The organism is Flavilitoribacter nigricans DSM 23189 = NBRC 102662 (assembly GCF_002646595.1).
GTDB lineage: Bacteria > Bacteroidota > Bacteroidia > Chitinophagales > Saprospiraceae > Flavilitoribacter > Flavilitoribacter nigricans.
In genome coordinates this window covers 112,809-137,473 of sequence record NZ_PDUD01000024.1, presented here as the reverse complement: position 1 = coordinate 137,473, position 24,665 = coordinate 112,809, and the positions used below count along the sequence as shown (strand labels likewise).

Here is a 24,665-nt window from a genome sequence, read left to right as displayed (position 1 = left end):
ACGTCATGCCTCCCAAATACCCCTTAACTTTGTGCTATACCAAGAGGAAACCATGACTGAGCAGATAAGCATCGAAGAAGACATTACAGTTGGCTACATCACCGCCCGTACCTTTCCGGAAGGGGCACTGGAGGCCCACCAAAAACTGCACGCTATTGTTCCATTTGACCCGGAAAAAAGGTATTTCGGTATATCACGGCCCGAGAACGGAAAGATTATCTACCGGGCAGCCGTGGAACTGAAACCTGCGGAAGCAGACCGGTTGGAGTTGGACTCCATGAGCCTGAAAAAGGGGGAATACATCCGGCAAAAGATCGAGCATTTCAGGCAGGACATCAGCAGCATCGGCCGCACTTTTGAGCAATTGCTGCAGCGATCTGATCTCGATCCGCAGGGCTATTGTGTGGAACTTTACGATAAGGAAGGGGACGATGTGTGGTGCATGGTCCGCTTAGACCAAACGGATTCGGCGCGGGTAGAGGTCGCTGTAGATTGCGGGAATTCTCCCAAAATGCAATTCCTCAAAGATTTCAACATCGCTTTTGCCCGGGCGGATATCGATGCCCTTTCGGCAGCAGTGACGGAAGATATCCGTTGGAATATGGTCGGTGATCAATTGATCGAAGGGAAAGCGGGGTTTACCGCTGCCCTCCGGGAGATGAGTGGGGAAAAGCCAAAAGCTATGAGCATTTCGAAGGTGGTTACCCACGGAAAAGCCGGAGCTGTAAACGGCCAGCTGATCATGCAAAACGGCAAAAAATATGCCTTCTGCGATGTCTACGAATTTAAAAGTGTGAAAGGGGACCGCATTGCATCCATCGATTCCTATGTGATTGAATTAAAACCGTAAATTGACTGCCAAAAACCGCGTTTAGCCATGGCAGTATATTTCGGCAACCCGAACGGGATAGAGGATATCCATCAGATCCTGGGATTGCAGCGGGTCAATCTACCCACCAGCATTTCGAACGAAGAGCTGGAAGACCAGGGGTTTGTTACCGTTCGCCATACGGTAGAACTCCTGTCCGACATGAATGCAGCGGAACCGCAGATCATCGCAAAAGACGGGGACCAGGTAGTGGGCTACGCCTTGGTGATGCTGCCGGCCTTCGCCGAACGGGTTCCGGTACTGGTCCCGATGTTTGAATTGCTGGATAGCCTGAGTTTCAAAGATCGCATACTGGCGGACTGCAATTATTACGTGATCGGTCAGGTATGTGTGGCTAAAAGCCACCGGGGGCAAGGGGTTTTCGATGGGCTGTACGTCCAGCACCATAAGCAAATGTCCGGGCGATACGACTTTGTGATCACGGAGATCGCTACCCGAAATCGGCGCTCCCTGCGCGCGCACGCCCGGGTGGGATTCAAGACGATCCACCAGTTTACTGCCCCGGACGGGGAAGCGTGGGATATTGTGCTCTGGGACTGGAGCTGAACGCCTGCCTAAACCTTATAGTGCATTCGTGTCTGGATGGCCCGTGCGGCCTCCGCTCCGGCCCAGCGTTCGCACATATACAGACCGAGATCGAGAGAAGTGGCTACCGCACCTCCGGTAATGATCTGACCGTCCGCGACGATGCGTTCCCGAACGACTTCGCCGCAGTAACTACCGAGGGTATCGTATTCGTCGAAGTGGGTGGTGGCCCGCTTCTGTTCCAGAAAACCGGCGGCACCTAACAACAAACTGCCGGTGCAAACGGATATTTTCCAGGGTACCGTTTCCGCCGTTTTGATCCAGGCGATAAATTCGTCATCGTACTGGAGCGGGCGGGATCCCAAACCACCCGGGATAAAAATAGCATCGAACTCAGCGAGGTCGGGCGTGACCTGATCAACCCGCAGATGCATACCGAAGCTATCGGTAACCATCGCTTTGGTCGCGCAGAGCCGCCAACTGAGATCCGGCAGGAATTTCATGGACCGCAGCCGGGAAACGGGATCGTAAAAACCGATAAAATCCAACAGGGTAAGATCATCGTAAAGGATAAAAGCAATTTGCATGGTATCGTGCATCCGGGGCTTTAGGTACCGGAGTGACGAAAGATAAGAAATCTCCGAGTGGGCGCACAACCAGAAGATCGTACGGCGAAAATCCGGCTATCGGTAGAAGTCCACCCGACATTCATTAATCACTAAAAAAACGCTAATCAATGTCTACAGTTAGCACCTACCTGAATTTTCCCCGCAATACCGAGGAAGCATTTAATTTTTACCGAACAGTTTTCGGAACAGAATTTGACGGAGAGGGTATCATGCGCATGGGAGATGTGCCACCCCCGGAAGGAGCTCCTCCGATGGCGGAAGCCGACAAAAATCTGGTCATGCACGTTTCGCTGCCTACTTTGGGCGGTCACCGGCTGATGGGCACCGACGCTCCGGAGTCTATGGGCTTTCAACTCACCAGCGGCAATAATTTTTATATTAACCTACAACCCGATACCCGGGCGGAAACCAAGAAACTATTCGATGCGCTTTCCGCCGGAGGGAAGGTGACGATGGATCTACAGGACATGTTTTGGGGAGACTACTATGGGAGCTGCACGGATCAATTCGGCGTGCACTGGATGTTTAACTGCCGGGAACAATAAGGCGAAAACGCAGGGGCCGGTGGAGTCGATCTGGCCTGCCGATCCCTGCGTTCCCCCGATTAGTTTTTGATCATGGGTTTGAAACCGCCGGGCGGTGGATAATCCATGCGCATCATTTCCAATCCGTTTTTGTATTCGGCAACGAAGCGGACCGTACCGTCCTTTTCCCATCCGTACTGCAGGCCGTGCATCCGGCCCGACTGGTAGCGGTGTTCCACATATTTCTGGCCGTTTCCGAAGTATTTGAGGTACACCCCGTCCAGGATACCGTCTTTAAATTCGACGTGTTCGATCTTTTGCCCATCCCGGAAACCTTCCTTTAGAGTAAGCAGGCCCTGCTCCAGATGGTGTTCCAAAGCTATATTTTCCTGCTCGTAAAAATCATAGGTCTTACCGGAGAATGCCTGTCCGTCTAAATAATAAACAGTTACACCATTCGGATCCTTCTTTATTTCCAGATCATCCAACGCAACCGGCCGGGATTGAGCACTAAGACCCAGGCTGAAGCAGAGGGCAATAAAAATGCTGAACACTCGCATACGAATGAATTTAGAGAGGGAAGCAGTTGAAGCTCGCTCAATCATCTAGCGATAAAAGGAACTATAACTTCCGGTCTTTAGGAAAAGTCTTCCTGAGAAAATTTACCCGGTTTGATCGGGTCCAATCCTGCCGGATGTAACATTTGTATTATCCCAACAGCAGCTTGTAACCCACGCCGTGCACATTGGTGATCTGTACGGCCTCATCTGCTTTCAGCTTTTTCCGCAGCCGGGAAACGAATACATCCAGACTACGGCCTACGATAACGCCTTCATCTTCCCAGACGGATTCCAGTATGCGTTCTCTTTCGAGCACCTGGTTCTGGTGATCGTAAAAGAATTGAAGGAGTTTGGCCTCGCGGAAGGTAAGGTCCAGCGTGTCTTCGCCGACCTGCAGCGTCTGGTTGGCGGGGTGAAAACGGGTTTGTGCCGTCATTCCGAGCCAGCCGTCGTCTGTATTGGCGGGTTGGTCCACCGGGGTTTCCCGCTTCCAGAACATCCACAGCACGGGAAAACTGATCGCCAGGCCCAGGAACAGCCACTGCAGGCGTTTCATCGGCTGGGCCGGTGGATCACCGGCGATCGGCTCGTTCGAATCGATCAGGGCCAGTCGTAAATTATAGCAGTCATTTTGTTGTTCCCGGGATTGACAGGGAACCTCTTTATCGATATCCGTGGCCCGGGCGAGAAAACCGAGGCTCACTTCGTTGGTCTCACAGTTTAATAAGCTGATCCGGTAATCCGGCCGGATGCGGTGCTTTTTCAGTACATCGTCAACAACGGATCTCAGGTTGAAATAATTAACGGGGATAGCCATGTTGATCAAATAGACGTTTTCCCCTTCCCGGCGGATCGGAGGGATCAGCGTCGTAAAATCCTGATTGATCTGCAGGAGCTGGTCGGCGATTTCCCGTAGGGCCAGATTAATCTCATGTTCTACATCGGCTTCCGTTGGAGCCGTCACCGGAGATTTGGTAACGCTGGTCATGATCAGCAATACCAGTACGGCTGCCGTACCGAGTATCCATGCAATTACATTATTTTTCATGGCGCTAATCTACGGCTTTTATAAGCTCAATACCAGGCTTTTACATTTCGTTTACAATTTTTTATTGCGCATTTCGTCCATGGTGGGGGGTACTCCGTCGATAATCAACGACGTTAACCTAAACTATTGGATCAGACCTGACGTTTTCTTTCCGATCAAATGACAAACCTATGCGGCTCTTATTATTAATGGCAGTTTTACTGGGATTGGACCTATACGTTTTTCAGGCTTTTCGCCTGCTGAGCTCGAATTGGTCCTCAACGGCACGTTGGGTGCTGTACGGGGCGTACTGGCTCATCCCGGTGGTATTGGTGATCTGTTTACTACTGGTCAGTAGCGGGCAGGTGATCGACTGGAACAAACCGTTTAACAGCTTTCTCCGGGCTTTCCTCTTTATCGCTTACCTCTCCAAATTTGTGATCGGCGGGGTGCTGCTGATCGATGATATCCGGCGTTTACTGTTTGCCGGCTACCAGAACATCGCGGGGAGCGGTACTCCGGTGGATGCGGGCCGTTCGAAATTCCTGACGCAGTTCGGCGTATTACTGGGAAGTATCCCCTTCATATCGCTGACTTACGGGATACTTCGGAATCCTTATCGCTACCAGTTATTTTCCAAAAAAGTGAGTATCCCCAATCTGCCGGAATCCCTGCGCGGATTGAAGGTGATCCAGATCTCCGATATTCACTCGGGAAGTTTTACCCTGAAGGAGCCGATCCGGAGAGCCATCGAAATGATCAACGGCGAACGTCCGGACCTCGTATTTTTTACCGGAGATCTGGTCAACAACGAAGCCCGCGAAATGGAACCCTATCTGGACGTATTCGATAAGATAGAGGCCAAATACGGGGTCTATTCGGTTTTGGGTAACCACGATTACGGCGACTATATCCGCTGGGAGAGCCGCGAGGCCAAACTGGAAAATATGGAACGCCTGTACGCTACCCACAAACGGCTGGGATGGCAATTGTTGCGCAATGAGAACCGGATGGTGGAAGTGAACGGCCAGCAGGTAGCTGTGCTGGGCGTTGAGAATTATTCGGCTCATCCCCGTTTCCCGAAATATGGCGATCTGGCCCGGGCCAGTGAGGGCACCGAAGGCGCTGCCCTGAAGTTGCTGCTTTCCCACGATCCTACCCACTGGGAAGACCAGGTGGTCAAAGAATTCCGGGATGTGGCGGTTACCTTTTCAGGGCATACCCACGGTATGCAGTTTGGGGTGGAAATCCCCGGATGGTTTAAATGGAGCCCGATCCAGTATATCTACAAACAGTGGGCCGGACTCTACGAGCGCGAGGGACAATATCTGTACGTCAACCGGGGCTTCGGTTTTCTGGGATATCCCGGCCGGGTCGGTATTCTACCCGAGATTACGGTAATGGAACTGGTGTAACCGAAAAGGAGGCGGTATCCGGAGAAAAAACCTTCCCGAATACCGCCTCCAACCATTAAAGCTCTTCCAGTTCGTCGAGGTCAATTTTATTCAGGGCCCGACGCAGATCATCGGCGTCAATGCCTTTGCCTTTCAGCGTGATGATGAAGCGATCCTGATAGAGGACTACCAATTCGCCCTCTTCCCAGCGACTATTGTATTTTTCAAATGCTTTGTGGCCGTCGATCACCGTGGTGCGCTCGTAGCCATTTTTAGTTTCTTTATCCACTTCGGCCATTGACCAGCCCATGTTGGCGAGACCGGCCAGCGGCAGACTGCCTCCGTCAACCAGGGCTACTTCCAGGTAGCGGTCATCGTCTTCGTATTTGGCTTCGGCTACCGAAACCTGTAGTCCTTTTACCCCGGAGCGTTCACCGGTATGCTCAATGCGATCCATGCGGAGCAGGCGATCCGGCAGGATGGCCTTCAGGTCGCGAAAATCAGCGGCAGGTATATTTTCTCCCTGATCGTTGGTCGTAAAGCTCTCCACCATTTTGGCCAGTCCGCTGGTCATTTCGGAGAGTCCCTCGTTGAGGTCGTCCATGCCATCATCAATATCCTTTTTAATTTCGTCCGTATCGGCTTTAATTTCGATCTTGATGCTATCGGTATCCTGGTCCCGCTCCACTTCGGAGCTACAGGACGTAAGGGAAAAGACCAAAACAAAAGTGCCTAAAAGGAATTGAAAACTTTTCATCTGTTTAATTTTGTGATTAAATCGCATGGCCGCAAACTACGGGGCGTAGCGCAATGATGCCGGAAATTTCGACTAACCTGGAAGGAGATAATATAAACTCGGTTTTTGGAGTACACGGATCGTTTTACATTTGCGGGAAAGAAGAGGATAACGGCCGTAATCCAAAAGCCGATCAAATAACAAGAACAAGCTATGCAATCCGAATTTCAAACCTATATGGAGCTGGGCTTCGAGCACATTGCCGATCTGGCGGCCTACGATCACATTCTGTTTATCGTAGCGCTTTGTGCGATTTACCGGATTAGCGAATGGCGTAAGGTGGGCATCCTGGTCACGGCTTTTACGCTGGGGCATTCATTGACCCTGGCTCTGGCGGCGCTGGATGTGATCCGGGTACCTGCGGCTTGGGTGGAATTTCTGATCCCGGTCACGATCTTTCTGACGGCTCTATATAATACCGTGATCCATAAGCTGGGAGAGGAGCGGGAAGGGACTTTCAGTCGCAAGCTGAATCTCAACTACCTTTTTGCCCTGTTGTTTGGCCTGATCCACGGTATGGGATTTTCCAATTTCTTCCGTTCGATGCTGATGCCCGGGGAGGAGAACAGCCTGATCAGGCAGTTGCTGGCGTTCAATATCGGGGTAGAGTTGGGGCAGTTGACTATCGTCGCCATTATCCTGGTGCTGGCCTACATTGGCATGAACCGCCTGCGTATTCCCCAGCGGGACTGGAATTTGTTCATTTCGGGTATGGCGGCCGGCCCGGCCCTGATCATGATGATGGAGCGGTGGCCGTTTTAAGGGTGCGGTTACCAGACATTTAATTCCGGTGATTTCCACAGCAGTAGCACCTGAATGGAAGCGGCTGGGAAATTTACCTCAGCAAATTTTCTAAAGAAAAGCAATATCAACTCTTGGCGGCTCGCGCCTTTGCGGTGAAGAAAAGATACCAAAGACCTTTACTCCTTTGGAAGGCCGTTAATCGCCAATGCTGCCCATTTCCACCCCTTCCGAATAAGCCACCTGGATGCCGTGTTGATTGAAGGCCGCCTTGATGCGTTCGTGGGCGGCAAAGGTGACATCCCAGTAGTTATCAGGATGCGTGTAGGGGCGAACGGCCAGTACGATATTATGACTGTCGAATGTCTCGATGCCAATCTCCGGCTCCGGATCTTCCAGCACGTTGGGAATACCCTGCAGTACCTCCATGATGATCTCTTTCACTTTGGGGAAGCTCTCGGCGTAGGGCATCGTAACGTTTAATTCTACCCTAATGAACCCTTTCTCGGAATAGTTGGTCACGATACTTTCCACCACCTGGCCGTTGGGAATGATGAGGGTTTTTCGGCCGGGAGTCACAATGAGGGTATTGAAGATTTGGATCTCTTCCACCTTACCGAATTTATCATTTACTTCGATCCAGTCCCCGGCTTTGTAGGGCCGGAAGATCAGGATGATGATGCCCGCTGCAAAATTGCTCAGGCTCCCCTGGAGGGCAAGACCCACCGCAAAACCCGCAGCGGCCAGTACGGCTATGAACGAGGCCGTCTCGATCCCGACCATCCCCGCAATACTAAAAAACAGCAGTACCTTGAGCGAAATACCCAGGATAGAGGACAGGAAAGGGGTGATGTTGTTGCTGATGCCGGCTTTTTCCATAGCCCGGCGGGCCAGTGTCGCCAGCTTATTGATCACCTTGATCCCTACGATCAGTACGATGATGGCCAACGCCAGTTTGGGAGCGTATGCCAACACCATATCAGTCAGCTTGGCTACCCATCCGCTGACTTCCTGCATTTGTTCTTCCATAAGCTGTGTATTTGCTATCGCAAATGTAAAGAACCGCCAAGGAATATGGAAAGAGTCGTCCGATTGTTTGACCGACCGGATGTGCTTACACAATGGGCACGCCGTTACTGTCTGTAGTCAGTACTTCGCTCATGTAATCGAAAAAGGGGCGCATGGCCTGGAAGGTATCGACCACCTGATCCAGAAAATCGGGCGACATGACCTGCTTATCCGTGAATTCCCGGGTTACAATAAATTGTTTGTGCCGGATCAGGTCGATGTTCGGATGATCCTGGGTATAACCCTTGGGAGAGGTTTTGACCTTAACGCCTTTCATGTCGCCAAAAGTTTGCTGAAAAGTGTCATCGGCGATGATATCGCGCAAAGGCTGGGCGTCAGCGGCAATTTCCTCCCTTATGCGTTGCAGATCGGCACTGCTGGGGCCCCAGAAGCCGCCCCCGAGGAAAGATCCTCCCGGCTGGATGTGGTAGTAGTAGCCGCCGCGGCGTAACTTAGTCGCTCTTTTGAGAGATCCGCTGAAATGAGATTTATAGGGTGTTTTGTCTTTGGAGAAGCGCGTATCCCGGTAGATCCGGAACAGCGACTTTTTACCCGACATGGGTTCCAGCAGGTCGTGTTGCGTCATGCGCGCGATCAGGTTCTCGGCAAATTCCACCATATAGGCGTGTTCCTGCTGGTATCTTTCTTTGTGGTCGTTGAACCAGGGACGATTGTTGTTATCTTTGAGATCTTCCAGAAAGGAAAGTGTGGATTTAGGTATAGCGGTAATGGGCATGATTTTGATAATATGGTTTTCGATAATGCGATAATGTAATGCTTGGTGCCGACCTGCTTTAGAAGATATTGGGCAGAGTCTAGATTATCCTTCCGTTTTTACAAGCCTTTTCCAGGCCGATCAGCCATCCTGGACATCCGTAACTCCGTTCGCTTAAGCGACAAGAAAAAAACGGTAACCGGAAAAATATTGAATCGGTTACGGACAAAAGCACGGACTGCCAATTTTCGGCTGTATATTGACAATTTATATTATCACCAATAAATCAACAGGGCGGAAAAAAAATAGTTGAAGCCTTTTCCGATCTTGTGCACGAAATAATAAACGGATTATGAAAGCGATCATCCCCGTTGCGGGGGCAGGCACCCGATTACGACCTCTGACTTATACGCAACCCAAGCCTCTGATCCCGGTAGCGGGTAAACCCATCATTTCCTTCATCATCGATGATCTGCAGCGCGTAGGGATCCAGGATTTTATCTTCGTCATTGGTTATTTGGGAGAAAAGATCCGCAATTTCATTGAAGACGAATTTCCCGACCTCAACAAGACCTTTGTCAATCAGGAAGAAAGATTGGGATCGGCCCACGCGATCTGGATGGCCCGCGAACACTATGCCGACGCCGAGGAAGTTTTTATCTTTTTCGGGGATGCGATCATTGATGCCGATTTTCAGCGCATGGTCGATCTGCCGGTTTCCTGTCTGGGCGTCAAAAAAGTACCCAACCCCCGGGAGTTTGGTGTCGTAGAACTGGGCTCGGAAGGAGAAGCTACCCGGGTGGTGGAAAAACCCAAGATCCCCAAGTCGGATATGGCCATGGTCGGCATCTACAAGATCCGCGAAGTGAAGGCCATGATCGAAGCGCTGGATTTCAATATTACCCACGAACTGATGTCCAACGGAGAATACCCGCTGACGGATGCCATTATGCGAATGATCAACAAGGGCATTTCTTTCCAGCCCTTCCCGGTCGATAACTGGTTCGATTGCGGAAAGAAAGAAGTATTGCTGGAGACCAACGCCACCCTCCTGGACCGCGAAGGTTACGCCTCGAACGATCTGCCGAATTACGATAACACCATCATCATTCATCCGGTAAGCATTGGGGACAATTGTAAGATCACCAATTCCATCATCGGCCCCCACGTGACCATCGGCAGCAATGCCCGCATTGATAACGCCATTCTTAAAAATTCCATTATCGGCAATTTTGCCGCGCTCCAGGAAGTGATCCTGCAGAAATCCGTTATCGGCAACGATACCTCCGTCACGGGGCTGCGGCAAAGCCTGAATATTGGGGATAATACGGAGATCGATTTTAGTTGAGCAAATATTAAAATACTTCTTTTATTGTTTATTTTTTTTTATATATTTACTTCATTAATAGTGTATTCTACCCCGTTTTCCCTTTAGCTTAAAACGCTTTTTAATGAAAAAAGGGATATTTTCTTTACTCATTTTAAACTTCCTGGCCTTGGGCGTGACGCTGGCGCACGGTGATCTGCACGAACAGATCCAGCAGGTCACCAAAGCTATTGAAGAACGTCCGGACAGTGCTTATCTGTACTTTAAGCGGGGTAAGCTATATTTCCACCATGAGGATTTTAGGGAATGCCTGGCTGATCTCCAACGAGCCCAAAGTCTTGGCCACCACGATCTCATTCAGCAACTCATTTTTGCGAAAGCTCACCATCAATTAGGCCAACCGGAGCTGGCTTTATCCTACATAGACCTTATTTTAGCGGATCATCCTCACCATGTCAATGCTTTAAAAACCAAAGGAAGGATCAGCTTCGATCGGGGAAATTATCAGACCGCTGCCCTGGCTTTTGAACAGGTTATCGCACACAGTATCCGAAGCATCCCGGAAAATTATATGGATGCCTGCCGGGCCTGGGAATTGCTGGGTACTGAACAAGGGCAAAATAGAGCCATCGCTATTTTGGAAAAAGGTATTGAAGCATTGGGGCCGATCATCAGCCTTTACGAAAAGCGTACGGAACTCCTTATTAATTACGGCCGTCTGGAGGAGGCAATCGCCGCTCAACAAGCCATTATAGATATCTCCCAACGCAAAGAAGCCGCCTACTATCGGATGGCGGAGATCCATCTGATGCGTGAGGATCATTCTTCAGCCGCACAATACCTACAGCTTTCCCGCTCCGCTTTCGAAAGTCTGCCCCAACGCATACAGCAAACAACCGCTATGACGGATTTATTAAAGGATATCAACAAACACTTACAGCAGTTAAGGCAAAAAAAATAGATTTCTTCAACCTTAGAAGCTGCCTGGATTTGGCTTTGGAAATTTGTTACAGCGCATTTTTTTCGGCTATTGAGGCACCAATGCCGGAGTCCGTACGGATGAAGGCTTTGGGAACGATAGGAGGCGAAAAAGGGCTATAACAAGATCTGATCGTTGAATTCAAATAGCTTCTCAACCATTCTAAAGCCCATGAATCAATTGAAACTAACCTTATACGGCCTGACCGTATTACTGCTGATGCAGACTAATTTCCTACTAACCGGCCAGACTACCCTGGTCAATTACGGTGCTAACTGGAGTTATTTTGACGGTCAAACTGAACCACCGCTACAAGGCGCTCAGGACTGGACCGATATTGGATTTGATGCAACCTCCTGGTCGGCGGGTAACGCTCAGTTAGGATACGGCGACGGGGATGAAGCCACGGTGGTCAATAGCAGTACACTTACCCTTTACGTTCGGCACGAATTTGCCGTTGCCGATCCCGCAGTTTTTGCTAATCTGGACCTTAATCTTACTTATGATGATGGTGCTGTGGTATATTTAAATGGGGTAGAGGTCTGGCGGGTCAATATGCCGACCGGGACCATTAGTTACGGGACTTTCGCTGCTTCAACGAGTAGTGATAATGCTCAGGCTACTGCCAATATTGCCAATACCCTGGTCAGTGGCAACAATGTACTGGCCGTAGAGATCCACCAAAGGAGCACCACCAGCTCGGATATTAGCTTTGATCTGCAAATGGAGGGCTTACCGCCCGGTTCGGTCAACGTAGCGCGGGGACCTTACCTGCAAAAATCCAGCCCCACCCGCATGGTGGTAAAGTGGCGTACCTCCCAGGCAACGGAAACAGTGCTTGACTTCGGGACCACCCAGGGCAATCTTTCGCAGCAATACACCGAGAATACTCCAAAAACCGAGCACGAAGTAGAGCTGACGGGCTTAAATCCGGATACGCGTTATTTCTACCAGCTATCTAATGCTTCTGTCGTTTTGGTACCCGCTGCTGCTGATCTCTATTTTCAAACAGCTCCGGTTACCGGTACGGATCAGCCGACAACGGTTTGGGTACTGGGCGATTGTGGTACCGGTACCAACAATCAGCGCAATGTACGGGATGCTTATTACAATTATATCGGATCCCAGCATACCGATGCCATACTGTTTTTAGGAGACAATGCCTATAATAACGGTACGGATAATGAGTACCAATACGCCATTTTCGAGAATATGTACGAGGATAAACTGAAAAATTCAGTATCCTGGTCTTGTCTGGGTAATCACGACGGGTATTCAGCAAATTCCAGTACCCAAACCGGGCCGTACTACGATATTTTCTCTTTTCCAACCGCTGGAGAATCCGGCGGTATGGCTTCCGGTACGGAAGCTTACTATTCCTTTGACTACGGAAATATTCACTTTATTTCGCTGGACTCCTACGATTCGGATCGTTCCATCGGCGGGGCTATGTACAACTGGTGTTTAAACGATATTCAGAATACTACTCAGGACTGGATCGTGGCTTTCTGGCACCATCCTCCCTACAGCAAGGGATCGCACGACTCGGACAGCGAAACCGCCCTGGTGCAGATGCGGCAGAATTTTTTACCTATGCTGGAATCTAATGGCGTAGACCTGGTCCTTTCCGGTCACAGTCATTCCTACGAAAGATCTTATTTTTTGAACGGGCACTACGGCAATTCCGATTCGTTTAACAGCAATACGCATACCGTGGGTACCACCGGTGCTGGTGATGGCCGGGTGAATGGCACGGGTGCCTATGAAAAAACAGTTACCGGACCGGACGCCGGCAGCGGAGCGGTTTATATCACTGCGGGATCCTCGGGCAAAGTTTCGGCTGCGGCTCTGGACCACGAAGCCATGTACTATTCCGTTGCAGCTTTGGGTTCTTGTATCCTGGAAGTAGACGGTGATCAGATGGATGTGAAATTCATTCGTGAGACGGGGGCGGTCGAAGACTATTTTACGATCAATAAGGCTCCGCAGTGTACGATCGGTAGCAGTTGCGATGATGGCGATGCCTGTACGATCAACGATGTATACAATAGTGATTGCAACTGCGAGGGAACGCCCGTTCCCGATAGCGATAATGACGGTATCTGTGATGACCTGGATCAGTGCCCGGGCCTGGATGACAACCTGATCGGCCAGAGTTGTGATGACGGTGATCCCTGTACCACCAATGATGTATACGACAGCAATTGTGGTTGTTCCGGTACGCCCGTTGGGGATGCGGACAACGACGGTTACTGTGATGCTATTGATCAATGTGCCGGTTTGGATGATAATCTGATTGGCCAGAGTTGTGATGATGGCGATGCCTGTACGGGCAATGATGTGTACGACAGCAATTGTGGCTGCGCCGGTACGCCTTTGGCGGATAACGACGCCGACGGTTTTTGCGTAGGGCAGGATCCGGACGATAATGACCCCTGTGTACCGGATGCCGGCGGACAAGCCTGCGATCCCTGCGATGTACTGATCAGTGATGGATTTGAGGCCGGGTTTGGAAATTGGAACGACGGTGGTAATGATTGTAGCCAGATAGCCAGTAATGCGAATAGCGGTAACTACAGCATTCGCCTCCGGGATGGATCGGGGGCAGCCTCTTCCATTTTTACCGATCCGCTGGATCTTTCTGCTTTCACCGAAGCGAGGATTGATCTATCTTTTTACCCTACCGGTATGGAAAGCGGAGAGGGCCTGTTACTGGAGGTCTCCACCAACGGCGGCGGCGCTTTCGTGGTTTACCAATCCTGGGCCAACGGTGCTGATTTTGTGAATGACACCCGCTATAACGTATCAGTGGAGATCACGGGTATTCCTTTTACCGGCGCCACCGTATTTCGGTTGCGTAGTAATGGTTCCAATAATTCCGATATTGTCTATATCGATGATGTAGTGGTGAATACCTGTGCGGTAAGCTGTACGGAAGGCGCACCGTGTGATGACAATGATCCTTGCACCGTCGACGATAAGTATGATGCGGAATGTAATTGTATTGGAACGCCTGCACCGGATAGCGATGGTGATGGCGTATGCGATAGTTTGGACCAGTGTCCGGGGCAAAACGATAATCTGGCCGGACAGGCCTGCGACGACTCGGACGACTGTACTACCAATGATATATATGACAGCGAATGCAATTGTACTGGCACCTACACGGACAACGATAATGACGGTTTTTGTATCGGTCAGGATCCGGATGACAATGACGGCTGTAATCCGGATCCGAATTCTGGTGCTTGCAGCCCCTGCTCGGATATCATCGCCGATGGTTTTGAAAGCGGTTTCGGAAACTGGAATTCAGGTGGTGCCGATTGTGAGCGAACTACTTCTTATCCCAATACCGGATCGTATAGTATTCGGCTAAGAGACGGTTCGGGTAGTGCGTCATCCCTTTTCACTAATAATCTAGATCTGAGTGCTTATCAGGAATTGGAGCTTTCCTTTTATTTTTATGCATTTGGCATGGATACCGGTGAAAGCTTCTCGTTGGAAGTGTCTACCAATGGAGGAAGCACTTATACTACCTACCGGACCTGGGAATCCGAAATTGATTTCGTAAACGGGATCTCCTACCAGGAATCAGTTTTACTCAGCGGCCTGAGCTTCAGCAATAATACCCGCCTCCGTTTTATCTGTAATGGTTCCAATAACGGAGATCAGGTCTATCTAGATGATATTACGGTCAGTAACTGTGGGCTTGCTGCATTGCAGGCGCTTCGTGCCGGTTCTACCACAAATTTTGAGCTAAGTGAAGACATTCGGATGAACACCCCTAAGCTGAAAGTTTATCCAACGCCGGCTGATCAGCAATTATATCTGGAAGTTTCGGGGATATCGAATACGCCACTTCATTTAAAATTGTACAATACCAACGGTCAGATTGTGATTCAGCGGACCTATCCAGATTATGAAAATGGGGTATGGGAAGTTGAGATGGGAGATCTACCGGCCGGATTATATTTCCTTCAGCTTAGTTCTGACCGGGAGGTCTTTCCGGTACAACGGGTAATTATTGGCCGGTAATAGATCATGTCCTATTCTGTAGTCCGTCTGCTCCGGGTTGATCTTGGAGCAGACGGATAAAGTTTTTCGCCTGTTTACGAAGTAGCGCTACGATTTCTTGCAATTTATGCTTGCCTGAGCCCTAGTTCTTGATCTGATCAAGGGTACGGACCTGCAGATCCCGCAATTGCGGAAGCAGTACGATGTCGCTGGTATCCCCCAGAATTTCGTCGATCAGTCCGTACTCCATGGCCTCGTGCGCATTCAGGTAACGGTCGCGCAGAAAATACGCTTCGATCTCCCGCCAGTCGTGCCCGCTGTGTTTTCCGATCAGATGGAATAGTTGCGCCTGTACTCTTTCCTGCTCCCGGTAGGCGATCCGGACGTCTTCCGTGTAGCCCTGCGCACCGCCGCCCGTCGGATGCATGTGAATGGTGGAGTGGGGTAGGGCGTAGCGCCTGCCGGTCGCTCCCGAGCACAGTAAAGCCGTACCCATGCTGGCCGTCACCCCCACAGCCATGGTGGAAACCGGGGCTTTCACCATTTGCATGGTATCGTAAATGGCCAGTCCGGCGTAGACGTGCCCGCCCGGACTGTTGATGTACATCTGAATGGGAGCCTTGGAATCCTGGCTGTCCAGGTACAGTAGCTGCGCCACTATAAGATTGGCGACCTGATCGTTGATCCCGGTGCCCAGAAAGATGATCCGCTCTTTGAGCAACAGGCTGTAAATGTCGTAGGCGCGCTCACCGTGCCCCGAACTATCAATTACCATTGGAATAGTCATAATGATGGTTTGCTGTGGCGACGCACGCTTATACGTCTTCACATGGTGATATAAAATGGGCTTGTCAAACCGGAGTGTAATCCGGCTTAACCAATGTTGGATAAAGAAAAATTCAGTTATTAGCGAAAGAGGGACAGGATACGCTCCCGCCAGCTCAAGGGAGCCTGCTCACTGAACAGTTCGCAGTGGATCTTTTCCAGCTCCCGTTTCAGGCGGCGGCGGCCACTCCTTCGAATGAGACGATAAGTTTGTTTTTGTTGTTGGAATTGGGCGTAGAGTTCCGGTTCCAGCAGCAGCCGTTGCCGAAGGTGTTCCCGCTCCTCCGCCGGCAACTGCCCGCTGAGGTAAGCTTCTAATTGTTGTATGTCACGCAGAGACGGTCTCATCGGCTCGTTTGGCAACTTCGTTACGGACTTTTTCCATGCATTTATACTTCTGTACGGTGGCGGAACGGACGGAGCGAAATCCGAATTCCTCGGCCACTTCCTGCATGTTGTAGCGGAAATAATAGACGGCCTGCAGCAGGTCGAGACATTTTTTTCCGGCTTTTTCCAGGTAGCGGATCAGTGATCCGGATCTTTCGGGCGCATCCGGTTCCGCTTCGTATTCGTTCTCCGAAAAATCGTCGGTCGGGATCTCCCGCTGCTTCTTGCGCAGGTAATTGGACCACTGATTGCGGCACATGCCCACCACATAGCTGATGACAGAGCCGCGGATCTGCAGTTCCTCCGTCTGACATTTTTCAAAGAGGGCGATCAGGGCTTCGTGGAATACGTCCTTGGCTTCTTCCAGGGTGCCTTTGCGCCGGGCGATCAGGGCGGCCACCTGGGGAAAAGCATCCCGGTAGATCTCCCGGAAAGCCGACTCCCGGTCCTGCCGGAAAAGCTGTATCAATTCGCTTTGGTTCATGATTTATTGGGTCTGTTCATATAGTAGTAACAAGCCGGAGGAAAATATCACCCAGACCGGTGGAATTTTTTTTGGAAAAAATCCCTTTCCTATTAAATAGCGACTACCTGTGTGAATTTACAGCTTTTTAGCGTACCTTTGCACGCTGTTTCGGGAGAGGGGCGCGAAAATGTTACTTTTCGGAGAATGCCCGTCCCAAGCAAAAGTCGTTTTTGACTATTTTTAACCCGAGTTGTGGGTCCGTTGGCCGGTTCGTGAAAACCGGCATCTTGAACCATGAAGTTGAGTAGGTGTGTGAGAACCCGTTCGGCTTTATTAATGGGAGCAGGGTAGCCAATATTGCTCGCCGTACCGGAATCGCAACTCCTAGACAATACTTCATGAATCAATTCTCCGAGCTGGGGCTTTCCCAGCCGATCGTAGATGCCATTGCCGAAATGGGCTTTGAAGAACCTACACCCATTCAGCGGCAGGTTATCCCAAAATTATTAGAAGAAGAAACTGATGTGGTGGGACTGGCCCAGACCGGGACCGGTAAAACCGCAGCTTTCGGTCTGCCTTTGATCGAACTGGTCGAGGAATCCGAACTATATCCCCAGGCGCTGGTACTGGCGCCTACCCGTGAGCTGTGCCTGCAGGTATCCAACGAACTGGCTGCTTTCGGGAAAAAGATCAAGCAACTGCGTATCACAGCCGTTTACGGCGGTACCGATATTTCCCGTCAGATCAAGGAACTGAGAAGAGGTACCCACATCGTGGTGGCTACCCCCGGACGACTGCGGGACCTGATCAACCGCAAAGCGGTCGATCTGAGCAAATTGTCTTTCCTGGTACTCGATGAGGCCGATGAGATGCTCAATATGGGCTTCAAAGAGGAGATCGACGAGATCCTGGAAAATACACCGGAAGACAAGCTGACCTGGTTGTTTTCCGCTACCATGCCGCCCGAAGTTCGCCGGATCGCCAATGACTACATGCTCGATCCGCTGGAAGTAAGCGCCGGCAAACCCAATACCTCCAATGCCAATATCGACCATCAGTACGTGATGGTGCGTCGGCACCAGAAGTACGATGTGCTGCGCCGTTTCCTGGATTACGATCCGGACTGCTTTGCACTGGTCTTTACGCGTACCCGCCGGGACGCGCACGAACTGGCCGAACAACTCGTGAAGGACGGCTACCACGCCGATTCCCTCCACGGAGATATGAGTCAGGCCCAGCGTGATCACGTGATGCAGCGCTTCCGCGATCAGCGTTTACAGATCCTGGTAGCTACCGATGTGGCGGCCCGGGGTATTGACGTGCAGGAGATCAGCCACGTATTTCACTATAACATCCCCGATGATCTCGCCTTCTATACCCACCGAAGCGGCCGTACCGGCCGGGCGGGGAACGAAGGTATTTCTCTGGTGATCGCGAATCCGAAAGATCGCGGTCTGTTGAGAAACGTAGAGCGTCGCCTGAAGATCGATTTCTCGGAAGCACATATCCCAACCGGTGAAGCCATCTGCGCCCGCCGACTGTTGCACGAAGTGCGTAACCTGAAGGAGATCCCCGTACAGGAAAGCCTGGAAACTTACGTACCCGGTGTCAGTGAAGAACTGGAATCCCTGAGCCGGGAAGATCTGATCCGTAAGATCACCGCACTGACCTTCCGCGGTTCACTGAAGGAATACCTGAACGCACCGGACCTGAACCAAAAGGGTGGAAGTTCCGGCCGCGATCGTCAGGATCGTCGCACGGGTGGTCCGATGGAGCGTCTGTTCATCAACGTCGGTCAGATCGATCTGAAGAGCAAAGGTGATTTCCTCCGTATGATCTGTGACGAAGCTCAGATCACCGGCAGTGTGATCGGCCGGATCGATTTCCGGGCAAAGCATACTTTCTTCGATGTGGAGACGGACGTAGCTGAAACGGTCATCCAACGCCTGGGTGAGATCGAACTGGACGGTCGTTCCATTCGTGTCAACCGGGATGGTGGCGGAAAATTCGGAGGAAAAAAAGGCGGCAAGGGCAAACGCCATGGCGGCTTTAAGAAAAAATCTTCCCGCGGCCGTTCTTACGCCTAGAGGATTAACCGAACGATAGCGGAATGGGGTAGGGTGTGGTACCAACGCACGCTCCTCATTCCGAAAGAACATACCCGTGAAAATATCAAAAAAGCGCCCGCGGACCTACCGGTCCCGGGCGCTTTGCATTTTGGTCAGTACAGTAGAAATGCGGCACGGGGTTTGGGCAGCGAGAAATTATTAACAAAACTAGTCTTAAAACCCATGGCCGGCTGCCCGTAAACCCAGTACCTGAAAGCTTCGTTTAGAAGCAGTATTCGTTCGCTTCAATCAAAGTATCGGCGATCAAACGGCGGGCCGTTTTCACGTTGGTCATTGGATATTTGGTGAAACGCTTGAGTCCCATCAGGAAGGTACGCAGCAGATCACCTTCGGCGAAAGACAGCAGTGCATCCGTAGCGGATTTGTGGATCCGGGCCGTGGCATCCGTGAAAAATACCCGGAGCATGGCGTCGTATACCTCCTGATCGATCTTGGTATGCATATTGCTGAGTTTTTCAACCCGCAGCAGCAGCGATTCCGCCATCAGGATATCGATCATAATATCCGCAACGTCCATCAGGATCTCCTGCTCTTCTTTTAGTTTAAGCTTACCGTCCATTTGCATTTTGGCGGCCGCACCGGCGGTCATCAGCACGATCTTTTTAAAATCGGCCAGGGCTTTATGCTCTTCGCCGTAAGCTCCTTCGGCTTTGTCCATGCTCGGCATGGAGGACAGTTCCTTCTGAACCTCCCAGGCCGGACCAACAATGTCGATCGCACCTTTCAGCGCCCGCTTGAAGAGCATATCTACGGTCAGCAGGCGGTTGATCTCATTGGTCCCTTCGTAAATGCGGTTGATCCGGGCATCCCGGTAGGCGCGGGCGGCGGTTCCTTCTTCCGAATAGCCCATACCTCCGTGTACCTGTACCGTTTCGTCCACCACATAGTCCAGGGTTTCGGAACCGGCTACCTTCAGGATCGCACACTCAATGGCGTACTCTTCGGCTGCTTTCAGTTTGGCTTCGCCGAAAGACGCCCCTTCGGATTTGAGTTCCTGTACTTTTTCCTGGATCAGATTGGATACGCGATACAGGGCGCTTTCCGTAGCAAATACGCGGATCGCCTGCTCGGCCAGTTTGTACTTAATGGCTCCAAAGCTGGCGATGGGCACCTTGAACTGATGGCGTTCATTCGCGTACCGCACGGCTGTAGAGATACTTTCCTTGGCGCCACCGTTGGATAAAGCGCACAGTTTGAAACGACCGGTATTCAGGGCATTAAAGGCGATGAGGTGTCCCTTACCGATCTCTCCCAGCACGTTTTCCGCCGGAACTTTTACATTTTCGAAAAATACCTGACGGGTAGAAGAACCCTTGATGCCAAGTTTTTTCTCTTCCGCACCGAGGCTTAGTCCTTCGGAGTTCCGCTCTACAATAAAGCCGGTGAACTGATCGCCGCCCACCTGGGCGAATACGATAAAGATATCCGCAAACCCGGCATTGGAGATCCACATTTTCTGGCCATTCAGCAGGTAATGCTCACCGTCATCGGTCAGATCGGCACGGGTTTTAGCCGCCAGTGCATCCGAACCCGAACCCGGCTCCGTCAGACAGTAAGCCGCTTTGAGTTCGCCGTTGATCAGGCGGGGCAGGTATTTTTCTTTTTGTTCTTCCGTACCGAAATAGAGGATCGGCAACATACCGATACCGATGTGCGCGGCGTAGCTCACGGTGAAGGCACCGGAAGGACCGAGTACATCGCTGATGAGCGTATTGGTATTGGTGTCCAGAGCCATGCCGCCGTATTCCTCCGGCATATGCGTACCAAGTAATCCCAACTCGGCCATTTTTTCGAGCAGAGTCACGGAAATATTATCTTCCTGGTGTTCGATCTTTTCGGCATTGGGCAGGATCTCGTTGTGGAGAAAATCGCTGACCATGTCGCGGATCATCAGTTGTTCTTCGTTGAATTCTTCGGGGATGAAGGTGTCTTCAGTTTTGGAGGATTTGATGATAAATTCTCCGCCCTTCAGAACATCTTTTTTAGCTATGGTATCTTGCATGGAGATGTAGGATTTTTAACTTTAGCGAAAATTCGCTATAAAAATAACCCCTTTCCCCGATTTAAGAAAGTTATGAAGGGGTTAATTTGCGAAAATTCGCTAAAATTCTGTTCCCAGAGCAGAAGAATGCAGTTGCAACCGCTCAATTTAGATGTGAAATAAAGCAAAAAACAAAAAGCGCGCAGACCGTCGACCGTCCACCATCAACCGTCCACCGACCGTCAACCGTCAACCATCGACCGTCCACCATCAACAATCATTTCTGCCCATTCAACCCCCAATCATAATCCAAATAATCCACTTCCGCATCCGGAGCAACCTCGATCTCATCGACGTATTCATTAACCAGTTCCACCCGGGAATTGTACTGGTCCTTAAAATCGCCCCAGTACCAGTTCAGGATCTTGGACAATTCCAGCTTTTCGGCGGACAGTTTGTTTTTCGCCGGGTCGTTCAGAAAATCCCGGGCCGCCTGGTCCAGTTGTTTGTCCAGTTTATCGCCGGTATAGGCAAAGCGTTGCAGTTTCGGGCAGGAAATGGAGGCACAGTTTACCGCAAAGTGGATGCGGGGTTCATTGTATTTGGGCCGGAGAATACCATGCTCAATATTGTTGAGATCGTATTCCGCACCTTCGATATTGATAAATTTGATATCCCAGACCGTATTCACGAAGGGGATACCGCTCTTGATGTCCTTGATACTGGTCACCGGATAATAGTCCATGATCAGTTTGATGGTAAAAGCATTGTAAGCGTTGATCCAGTAAGCGATCCGCTCTTCGCGGGTCCAGTTCTGATCGTTGGGGTGATGCCGGCTCAGCAGTTGAAGATATTCCTTGAACTGTACGCTATCCTGGATAAAACCCTGATAATCCACCAGTCCGGCTTCGTCTACGTGCCGGCGCAGCAGCGAATCGAATACGGAATGACTGATGGGCTGGGAATTAGAATCGTAATCCTTTACGGCACAGGCGCTGAAGATTATACTGCTCACAAGCAGGAGGATCGAAGTTTTCCAATATCTTTGAAAGTTCATTTCGGATTTCTGGTTTAATGGATTAATGTTTGGTCCTGATAATGCGGACATCTTATAAACATACGGTTTGGTCTCAATTGTTGGTTGTGGGGATCGGATTATGATGATTTGTCCCGATCGGGACGGCTGGACCGGAATGGTATTGCTTTATTTCAAACTTGGATCTTGACGCAGCGCAATTTACAACTCGGGGAATACCACTGGTCCGTTCGTACCTACGGGAACGGCCCCCGCCTGTTGATCGTCCTGCACGGATTCGGGGAAGACGGAAGTATTTTCTCCGACTGGGCGGATCCGCTCGGAGACTACTATACGATCCTCGCGCCGGATCTCCCGCACCACGGCAATTCCACTGCCGTCCCCGGAGCCGACTACGGCCCGCAAGAAGTGATCCGGGTGATCAACGCAATCCTGGAAGATCGAAAAGATCCCTACGCTCTGGTCGGGCACAGTTTTGGAGGTCGTATCCTGATCGGAATCTGGAAGCAACTCTCCCGCCCACCGGAAGCCGTCTGGTTGCTGGCGCCGGACGGACTGGCTACCAAACGTATGGGCCTGGTCGGCAAACTGCCCGGAAGTATCCGAAAATGGATCGCGCAACGGATCGATACCGGTTACCGGGGGTGGATCCGGCTCGCCCGTCGCCTGCACCGCCTTGGTTTGCTGGATGCCTTTTCGGTAAGGTACATGCAACACCATCTGTCCGACGCCTCCAAACGCCGTCGGCTGATGTCCACCTGGATCGCCTTGCCGCATTTTTCGGTTAACCGCGACCAATTGTTACGGGATGCCCGGGAAGCGCAGTCGCCTATTCATCTGGTGATTGGAAAATCAGATCCATTGATTGACTGGGAATTACTGGAGGACTGGCTAAAAAAATGGCCCGCATCCAGACTTCATGTTCTGGATGCGGGCCATAATCTGATCCGTGCGGAAGTTGCCGAAATGATCCGGCAGGGATCCTGAAGATTATTTTTTCCGCACCTTCAGCGCTCCGTATTTGAGCCGGGCCTTAATGGTACCGCCCGAGGAGCCTACATGCCCTTTCACTTCGTGGGCATTCATTTTTTCCTTTTCGTATACTACCGTCAGGTCCTGCGGATATCCGATACCGGCGTAGGTCGCGTTGGCGTCCAGCTCAAAGTTGGTACCGCTGGCTACGCCCAGCTTAAAATCAGAGTATTCGCCGAGTAGGGTAGCGGCCGAGAAACCCCGGGTCAGTTCTTCCACCGTGACGTCGCCATAGCTGATCTCCAGGTCGATGCTTTTGGAGACAGAGCGGGCGAAGAAATGGGTGTAATCGGAATCCAGGTAGACCGATTCGGCTTTCTGGATCTCCAGGTTGTCGTATTTACCCGTGTTGCGAAACTCGCCGACCTGACCCAGTTTGTACGTATCGTACTTGGTGTCGCAGCGGATATCGCCGGCTTTTTCGACCGTAATGGTGGAATATTTACTATCGATCTCCAGGTCCTGCGCCTCCATCATTTTCAGGGTGCAGTGCGCTGATTCGATATTGGCGTTGCCAACCCGATTGATGGTACCGTTGCCGTAAGCCAGCGACAGATTGAGCTCATCACCCAGTCCTTCCATGATCAGATTGCCGTATTTGACCTGTACGTTGGCACTGCCGCGCAGCGGAGCGACTTTGGAGTCGCAGTACTTCGCGTCCAGTTCCAGTTGATTGGTCGGCGGCATCCAGACCTCGTAATTGATGGAGTAATCAGCCTTATTGTTGTTATCTTTCCACCAGGAATTTGACGTGGAGGAGATCTCCGTTTTGGCGCTTACGTAATTGCTGCTATTGCTGAAATTAACGTCGATGCGATCAAAAATGGATTGGGCGACCTCTTCGCCACTGGCCTTAACCACGATCATTACCTCTACTTTCACCCGGTTTTGGTCCCAGGTATTGATATTTACCTTGCCGTATTTATTGTAAATACCGGTGGTGCCGTCGGCGCTGATCTCAAATTCCTTTTTAATGGTTTTGGAAAATTCCCGCCGGGCCTGGGAAGATAGGCTGCACAGGGTAAACAGTGCGAGCGCCATGCCCAGGAGCTGGAATCTGTATTTATATACTAGTCTCATCTAATGTAGGATTATTCAAATCACCCTCGTTGGCCCGGATGCGTTCCAGCACTCTTTCGAGGATTTGCACTTTTAATTGATAACTGCGCAGCAGGTTGGTTACGATCTCTTTTTCCATTCCTGCGGGGGCCTTGACAATTTCATTGCGCAGTTCTTCCATGGTTTCATCGATCTGGGCCAGGTCTGCTTTCACCGTTTCCCGTTGGGGATAATTAGCCAGTTTGGCAAATTTGGCGTTGATCTGTTGGTTGTAATGGGCCTCTAATTCGGCCAGTTCCGGAGAAATGCGGGCGAGGGTTTCCGCGGCGGTATTTTCTTCCGTACCGCGGCTGATCTGGTGCCCGATCAATCCTCCTGCCAGTAGCAGCAACAGCACTGCCGCCGCTGATTTCAGGATCTTTCTCCACTGGAAGGGTCTGGATTTTTTTTGATCCAGCGCCCGGTCGATATCCGCCCAAACCTTCAGACTGGGGCGGGCGTCATCAAACGCTTCCCGATTAGTCCGAACGAATTGTTCCAGATTATCTTGCATGATGTATAA

23 protein-coding genes are annotated in these 24,665 nt (G+C 51.0%); 10 read left to right on the top strand and 13 right to left on the bottom strand.

What is annotated here, in order from left to right; translation table 11 throughout:
• The first annotated feature begins 52 nt into the window (after positions 1–52).
• Both CRP01_RS42850 and CRP01_RS19770 read left to right on the top strand, forming a co-directional pair.
• Entirely contained in the window at positions 53–850 is a 798-nt protein-coding gene (locus tag CRP01_RS42850; protein ID WP_222845779.1) for a nuclear transport factor 2 family protein, read from the top strand.
• 27 nt (positions 851–877) lie between these two features.
• On the top strand, positions 878–1,435 hold the full coding sequence (locus tag CRP01_RS19770; protein WP_099151820.1) for a GNAT family N-acetyltransferase: 558 nt from the start codon (positions 878–880) through the stop codon (positions 1,433–1,435).
• Positions 1,436–1,443: 8 nt separating this feature from the next.
• Here the strand turns inward: CRP01_RS19770 and CRP01_RS19765 are convergent, their stop codons facing one another.
• Positions 1,444–2,013: a DJ-1/PfpI family protein gene (locus CRP01_RS19765; protein WP_233752718.1), complete on the bottom strand. Its 570-nt coding sequence runs from the start codon at positions 2,011–2,013 to the stop codon at positions 1,444–1,446.
• 137 nt (positions 2,014–2,150) lie between these two features.
• Here CRP01_RS19765 and CRP01_RS19760 point away from each other — a divergent pair, with 137 nt between their 5' ends.
• Positions 2,151–2,588 (top strand): VOC family protein, encoded by a 438-nt coding sequence (locus CRP01_RS19760; protein WP_099151819.1) that lies wholly within the window; start codon positions 2,151–2,153, stop codon positions 2,586–2,588.
• Positions 2,589–2,647: 59 nt separating this feature from the next.
• On the opposite strand, the gene CRP01_RS19755 is transcribed toward CRP01_RS19760, so the two are convergent.
• Both CRP01_RS19755 and CRP01_RS19750 read right to left on the bottom strand, forming a co-directional pair.
• Entirely contained in the window at positions 2,648–3,127 is a 480-nt protein-coding gene (locus CRP01_RS19755; protein ID WP_099151818.1) for a toxin-antitoxin system YwqK family antitoxin, read from the bottom strand.
• Between the two features lie 148 nt (positions 3,128–3,275).
• Positions 3,276–4,175 (bottom strand): winged helix-turn-helix domain-containing protein, encoded by a 900-nt coding sequence (locus CRP01_RS19750; protein WP_222845778.1) that lies wholly within the window; start codon positions 4,173–4,175, stop codon positions 3,276–3,278.
• A 170-nt stretch (positions 4,176–4,345) separates the two neighbouring features.
• On the opposite strand from CRP01_RS19750, the gene CRP01_RS19745 reads away from it, so the two are divergent.
• A complete protein-coding gene (locus tag CRP01_RS19745; RefSeq protein WP_099151817.1) occupies positions 4,346–5,569 on the top strand; it encodes a metallophosphoesterase in 1,224 nt (407 codons plus the stop codon).
• A 55-nt stretch (positions 5,570–5,624) separates the two neighbouring features.
• On the opposite strand, the gene CRP01_RS19740 is transcribed toward CRP01_RS19745, so the two are convergent.
• The gene (locus CRP01_RS19740; protein ID WP_099151816.1) at positions 5,625–6,305 is read right to left on the bottom strand and encodes a transposase; all 681 of its coding nucleotides are present in this window, start codon (positions 6,303–6,305) and stop codon (positions 5,625–5,627) included.
• Between the two features lie 192 nt (positions 6,306–6,497).
• Here CRP01_RS19740 and CRP01_RS19735 point away from each other — a divergent pair, with 192 nt between their 5' ends.
• Complete coding sequence (locus CRP01_RS19735; protein ID WP_099151815.1) at positions 6,498–7,106, top strand: HupE/UreJ family protein; 609 nt, start codon at positions 6,498–6,500, stop codon at positions 7,104–7,106.
• A 177-nt stretch (positions 7,107–7,283) separates the two neighbouring features.
• Here CRP01_RS19735 and CRP01_RS19730 read toward each other — a convergent pair whose 3' ends face one another.
• Together CRP01_RS19730 and CRP01_RS19725 are read right to left on the bottom strand one after the other, a co-directional pair.
• Entirely contained in the window at positions 7,284–8,114 is an 831-nt protein-coding gene (locus CRP01_RS19730; protein WP_222845777.1) for a mechanosensitive ion channel family protein, read from the bottom strand.
• An 85-nt stretch (positions 8,115–8,199) separates the two neighbouring features.
• Complete coding sequence (locus tag CRP01_RS19725) at positions 8,200–8,889, bottom strand: DUF2461 domain-containing protein (protein ID WP_099151814.1); 690 nt, start codon at positions 8,887–8,889, stop codon at positions 8,200–8,202.
• Positions 8,890–9,220: 331 nt separating this feature from the next.
• On the opposite strand from CRP01_RS19725, the gene CRP01_RS19720 reads away from it, so the two are divergent.
• From CRP01_RS19720 to CRP01_RS19710, 3 genes are all read left to right on the top strand, one after another.
• Entirely contained in the window at positions 9,221–10,216 is a 996-nt protein-coding gene (locus CRP01_RS19720; RefSeq protein ID WP_099151813.1) for a sugar phosphate nucleotidyltransferase, read from the top strand.
• 103 nt (positions 10,217–10,319) lie between these two features.
• The gene (locus CRP01_RS19715) at positions 10,320–11,156 is read left to right on the top strand and encodes a tetratricopeptide repeat protein (protein WP_099151812.1); all 837 of its coding nucleotides are present in this window, start codon (positions 10,320–10,322) and stop codon (positions 11,154–11,156) included.
• Positions 11,157–11,354: 198 nt separating this feature from the next.
• Positions 11,355–15,209 carry a metallophosphoesterase gene (locus CRP01_RS19710; RefSeq protein ID WP_170110458.1) on the top strand — a complete coding sequence of 1,285 codons (3,855 nt, stop codon included), beginning with the start codon at positions 11,355–11,357 and terminating at the stop codon, positions 15,207–15,209.
• 121 nt (positions 15,210–15,330) lie between these two features.
• On the opposite strand, the gene CRP01_RS19705 is transcribed toward CRP01_RS19710, so the two are convergent.
• The 3 genes from CRP01_RS19705 to CRP01_RS19695 all read right to left on the bottom strand — a co-directional run bounded on the left by CRP01_RS19705 (position 15,331) and on the right by CRP01_RS19695 (position 16,884).
• Complete coding sequence (locus CRP01_RS19705) at positions 15,331–15,975, bottom strand: ClpP family protease (protein WP_099151810.1); 645 nt, start codon at positions 15,973–15,975, stop codon at positions 15,331–15,333.
• A 119-nt stretch (positions 15,976–16,094) separates the two neighbouring features.
• Positions 16,095–16,361 (bottom strand): hypothetical protein, encoded by a 267-nt coding sequence (locus CRP01_RS19700; protein WP_099151809.1) that lies wholly within the window; start codon positions 16,359–16,361, stop codon positions 16,095–16,097.
• A complete protein-coding gene (locus CRP01_RS19695) occupies positions 16,342–16,884 on the bottom strand; it encodes an RNA polymerase sigma factor (protein ID WP_099151808.1) in 543 nt (180 codons plus the stop codon). Before CRP01_RS19695 ends, CRP01_RS19700 begins: the two co-directional genes overlap by 20 nt.
• Before the next feature lie 380 nt (positions 16,885–17,264).
• On the opposite strand from CRP01_RS19695, the gene CRP01_RS19690 reads away from it, so the two are divergent.
• Entirely contained in the window at positions 17,265–18,953 is a 1,689-nt protein-coding gene (locus tag CRP01_RS19690) for a DEAD/DEAH box helicase (RefSeq protein WP_099151807.1), read from the top strand.
• 244 nt (positions 18,954–19,197) lie between these two features.
• On the opposite strand, the gene CRP01_RS19685 is transcribed toward CRP01_RS19690, so the two are convergent.
• Positions 19,198–20,997 carry an acyl-CoA dehydrogenase family protein gene (locus CRP01_RS19685; protein WP_099151806.1) on the bottom strand — a complete coding sequence of 600 codons (1,800 nt, stop codon included), beginning with the start codon at positions 20,995–20,997 and terminating at the stop codon, positions 19,198–19,200.
• 256 nt (positions 20,998–21,253) lie between these two features.
• A complete protein-coding gene (locus CRP01_RS19680; RefSeq protein ID WP_099151805.1) occupies positions 21,254–22,033 on the bottom strand; it encodes a DUF547 domain-containing protein in 780 nt (259 codons plus the stop codon).
• Between the two features lie 165 nt (positions 22,034–22,198).
• Here CRP01_RS19680 and CRP01_RS19675 point away from each other — a divergent pair, with 165 nt between their 5' ends.
• Positions 22,199–22,999 (top strand): alpha/beta fold hydrolase, encoded by an 801-nt coding sequence (locus CRP01_RS19675; protein ID WP_170110457.1) that lies wholly within the window; start codon positions 22,199–22,201, stop codon positions 22,997–22,999.
• Positions 23,000–23,002: 3 nt separating this feature from the next.
• Here CRP01_RS19675 and CRP01_RS19670 read toward each other — a convergent pair whose 3' ends face one another.
• Complete coding sequence (locus tag CRP01_RS19670; RefSeq protein ID WP_143473456.1) at positions 23,003–24,124, bottom strand: DUF4097 family beta strand repeat-containing protein; 1,122 nt, start codon at positions 24,122–24,124, stop codon at positions 23,003–23,005.
• A complete protein-coding gene (locus CRP01_RS19665) occupies positions 24,108–24,656 on the bottom strand; it encodes a hypothetical protein (protein ID WP_099151802.1) in 549 nt (182 codons plus the stop codon). Before CRP01_RS19665 ends, CRP01_RS19670 begins: the two co-directional genes overlap by 17 nt.
• Between the last annotated feature and the right edge of the window lie 9 nt (positions 24,657–24,665).

What these genes read in the sequence shown, in the direction of transcription:
- CRP01_RS19765 (WP_233752718.1), bottom strand. Translation starts at nt 2,013, where the DNA reads ATGCACGATACCATGCAAATTGCTTTTATCCTTTACGATGATCTTACC.
- CRP01_RS19725 (WP_099151814.1), bottom strand. Translation starts at nt 8,889, where the DNA reads ATGCCCATTACCGCTATACCTAAATCCACACTTTCCTTTCTGGAAGAT.
- CRP01_RS19690 (WP_099151807.1), top strand. Translation starts at nt 17,265, where the DNA reads ATGAATCAATTCTCCGAGCTGGGGCTTTCCCAGCCGATCGTAGATGCC.
- CRP01_RS19665 (WP_099151802.1), bottom strand. Translation starts at nt 24,656, where the DNA reads ATGCAAGATAATCTGGAACAATTCGTTCGGACTAATCGGGAAGCGTTT.
- CRP01_RS19680 (WP_099151805.1), bottom strand. Translation starts at nt 22,033, where the DNA reads ATGAACTTTCAAAGATATTGGAAAACTTCGATCCTCCTGCTTGTGAGC.
- CRP01_RS19705 (WP_099151810.1), bottom strand. Translation starts at nt 15,975, where the DNA reads ATGACTATTCCAATGGTAATTGATAGTTCGGGGCACGGTGAGCGCGCC.
- CRP01_RS19760 (WP_099151819.1), top strand. Translation starts at nt 2,151, where the DNA reads ATGTCTACAGTTAGCACCTACCTGAATTTTCCCCGCAATACCGAGGAA.
- CRP01_RS19755 (WP_099151818.1), bottom strand. Translation starts at nt 3,127, where the DNA reads ATGCGAGTGTTCAGCATTTTTATTGCCCTCTGCTTCAGCCTGGGTCTT.
- CRP01_RS19750 (WP_222845778.1), bottom strand. Translation starts at nt 4,175, where the DNA reads ATGAAAAATAATGTAATTGCATGGATACTCGGTACGGCAGCCGTACTG.
- CRP01_RS19770 (WP_099151820.1), top strand. Translation starts at nt 878, where the DNA reads ATGGCAGTATATTTCGGCAACCCGAACGGGATAGAGGATATCCATCAG.
- CRP01_RS19745 (WP_099151817.1), top strand. Translation starts at nt 4,346, where the DNA reads ATGCGGCTCTTATTATTAATGGCAGTTTTACTGGGATTGGACCTATAC.
- CRP01_RS19735 (WP_099151815.1), top strand. Translation starts at nt 6,498, where the DNA reads ATGCAATCCGAATTTCAAACCTATATGGAGCTGGGCTTCGAGCACATT.
- CRP01_RS19670 (WP_143473456.1), bottom strand. Translation starts at nt 24,124, where the DNA reads ATGAGACTAGTATATAAATACAGATTCCAGCTCCTGGGCATGGCGCTC.
- CRP01_RS19720 (WP_099151813.1), top strand. Translation starts at nt 9,221, where the DNA reads ATGAAAGCGATCATCCCCGTTGCGGGGGCAGGCACCCGATTACGACCT.
- CRP01_RS19715 (WP_099151812.1), top strand. Translation starts at nt 10,320, where the DNA reads ATGAAAAAAGGGATATTTTCTTTACTCATTTTAAACTTCCTGGCCTTG.
- CRP01_RS19700 (WP_099151809.1), bottom strand. Translation starts at nt 16,361, where the DNA reads ATGAGACCGTCTCTGCGTGACATACAACAATTAGAAGCTTACCTCAGC.
- CRP01_RS19740 (WP_099151816.1), bottom strand. Translation starts at nt 6,305, where the DNA reads ATGAAAAGTTTTCAATTCCTTTTAGGCACTTTTGTTTTGGTCTTTTCC.
- CRP01_RS19730 (WP_222845777.1), bottom strand. Translation starts at nt 8,114, where the DNA reads ATGGAAGAACAAATGCAGGAAGTCAGCGGATGGGTAGCCAAGCTGACT.
- CRP01_RS19685 (WP_099151806.1), bottom strand. Translation starts at nt 20,997, where the DNA reads ATGCAAGATACCATAGCTAAAAAAGATGTTCTGAAGGGCGGAGAATTT.
- CRP01_RS42850 (WP_222845779.1), top strand. Translation starts at nt 53, where the DNA reads ATGACTGAGCAGATAAGCATCGAAGAAGACATTACAGTTGGCTACATC.
- CRP01_RS19695 (WP_099151808.1), bottom strand. Translation starts at nt 16,884, where the DNA reads ATGAACCAAAGCGAATTGATACAGCTTTTCCGGCAGGACCGGGAGTCG.